Origin of the sequence: Chelativorans sp. J32 (genome assembly GCF_000518985.1) — a bacterium.
In the GTDB taxonomy this organism is placed as follows: Bacteria; Pseudomonadota; Alphaproteobacteria; order Rhizobiales; family Rhizobiaceae; genus Chelativorans.
Map to the genome: position 1 here is coordinate 1 of NZ_JAEQ01000041.1, position 2,439 is coordinate 2,439.

The 2,439-nt window shown below is 57.3% G+C and carries 1 protein-coding gene and 1 pseudogene; one reads left to right on the forward strand and one right to left on the reverse strand.

What is annotated here, in order from left to right; translation table 11 throughout:
* Window positions 1-272: pseudogene (locus tag CHEJ32_RS28115) on the forward strand (hypothetical protein); the annotation flags it as partial.
* Window positions 273-976: 704 nt separating this feature from the next.
* Here CHEJ32_RS28115 and CHEJ32_RS25950 read toward each other — a convergent pair.
* On the reverse strand, window positions 977-1,318 hold the full coding sequence (locus CHEJ32_RS25950) for a hypothetical protein (RefSeq protein ID WP_156936794.1): 342 nt from the start codon (window positions 1,316-1,318) through the stop codon (window positions 977-979).
* Window positions 1,319-2,439 lie beyond the last annotated feature (1,121 nt).

Sequence of the window (2,439 nt, forward strand, 5' to 3'; positions counted from 1 at the left end):
AGACCACCAAGCTGCACGCGCTGACCGACGTGGTGGGCCGCCCCTTCGCGCTGACCCTGACCGCGGGCAACGCGGCTGACATCACCGTCGCTCCGAAGGCAAACCATTCCGGTTGCGGCTACCGTTGGATGCTCTGCATGCCAAGCTCTATGCAGCAGAAGACGCCGAGTCGAAGGGGTATTTGCGGGAAGAAGACATGGAACGCGAAGAGCTCGAGCTGGGCAGGAACTAGACTTATGGGCGCAGGGACGCGCGTCCGCTGCGAGCAGTGAGGCGCAAACGTCTGCCAGACTCGACGCCGGATAGTTGGGTGCGTAGAGGGCCATCCAAAACTGCCGGCACGCGAAGGATAGTGAAGACGTCGTGCCTTTGGCTGATGACCAAAGACAAAGCGTACGCTCGGACCCCTTTCAAGCTGGTATCGTCTCGGCTCTCCCCAGCCACCTAAACGCTGAATCACACGACGAGCAATAGAACCGTTCGGCAATCCTCCCAGTGGGTGTAGATCGCTAAAGCAGGTCTCATCACTGCCATCTCTTACCCACGGCAGAATAGCTTCGATCTATTTCCGCGCCGTGCGCAGAACGTGAATACAAGTCTCGCTGTCCGGGTCGCACTTTGCGACTGGCTGATCCGTACGGGGTACTTGAGGCTGCCCGCACCTAAAACACGCAGGAGGAGGTGGGACAGGCGCCACAAGACAGCGGCCACCTGACGGCGTCTCTAGTGGCGCAGCCTCGACGCCCACTAGCAACCCGCCCCTCTCCGTCATGTTCCAACCCCTTCAGTTCTGAGAGTTTGACGCGTCCGATATCAACAAAACCACGCGTCATCTTCATCGACTCTGAATCGCTTTCCACGCAAACGGCGTTTTCTGGAGTAATGGGGAGAACAGGTCCCCAAAAGCGATAACGCCGTTATACCCGACGTCAAACTATCCGGCTGAACTCCGACGATCTGAGCAAAGCCAACCCGATCAGCCCTCAGCGACCTCGCCGCGCAGCGCGTTCAACTCGGCAAGCGAGACCCTCTGGCGCAAGAGCGACCATCCGGCAAAGTAACGATCCTCCAGCTCGAACCACACTTTTCGAGTAGCTTCCTGGGAGAAACCGACGTCCTGCAACATGTTAGCAACATGATCCAAGAGGCGGATGAGGTCACTATCCCGCCCCCGCTCAAGGTAGTACGTCAGCACGACGTCAAGCAGAGCCCGCGCCAGATCCTCGTTGCTCGGCCGTCGTTCGGCCTTGAGCCGCGCCCGATATTCCCGCTGCCACACACGCTGTTTTTCCAGTCGCGCCGCCCGATCTCGTGCCATGTTTCCCTCCTTGGTTGGCCACGTGATCAGGATCAGTTCCAGCACCGCAAGCGACAAACGCCGTTTGTCGGATAACGCTGTTCTCCATCTTTGAATCGATAATCTCGAATTCGGAATCGGATCTCGGGAAATCTGAATCTCCGCTCTCGATCCTTGAATCGCATTACCGCATTTTTTTTCGAGTTGAGATGACGTGCGCGCACTACATCTCAACGTAACCGAGCCCGCAAACGACGTCTCGGCAAACGCCGTTTGCGATGTAACGCCTATCCAGAACTCTGAATCGAAATAGCGCAAATTACTTCAGGTTGCCGGCAATGCATCTGAACTTGCGGGCGACTTGAGGCGATGTGCCGCGTCATCTGCGCACGTCATTGTGCAATTGGCTCTGTTTGCTGCGCGGAAGACGGCATCAGGAGGCGTGCCCAGGTCCCGAGAACTAGATCGAGCCTCCTGTTGGCGTGGCCGACCCGCCCCCTGAGCGCCACCATGCCTGGGATTAATTCTCAATAGGCCAACTTTGCCTGAACCCGAAGCCAACATCGGAACGTGGTCGCAAATGACCGCTTTGCGCGGCCATTAGAAGACATCCATGCAAACTTCGCTTGTGCCCAAAAGCGGACCAGTTCATGAGCCTCACAAGAAGAAGGGCGGTGTTGCCCCTTGATCGCGAACGTTCAGGCAAATCTTGCCGCGGCCCAGCGGCTGCTACTCTTGCACAGCGTTACATCGCGCCTAAAACTGAATGATTGGGCAATTCCATCTCTGCATCACGCAGCCGTACGGATTCGTTCATCCAAGCTGTGTCGCAGCACTGCACCGTTGAGGCGTTTGAAGTCTACGGCACTCCGAGCGAGGAAGTCATTGCTGGCCTATCTCAATTCCTCAGTGACGGCCGCGGGCTCATTGTTAAGCCGCTCGTGGGATTTTCTCGCTTTTAGTTGGAGAACGCAGGACCTATGGCTCCTAGCGGCTATTTCGCCAGGCATTTCGCGCGCGGCCCGCGCCTTCGCTAAAGGGCGCGGCCTCCGCCGCAGCATTTCAGGAAATATTTTTATGCTCGTACGAAGACACCATTCAGCCTTGTGTCGCGAACGCGGCTTGAGGCTGAATGGTAGACT

What these genes read in the sequence shown, in the direction of transcription:
- CHEJ32_RS25950 (WP_156936794.1), bottom strand. Translation starts at nt 1,318, where the DNA reads ATGGCACGAGATCGGGCGGCGCGACTGGAAAAACAGCGTGTGTGGCAG.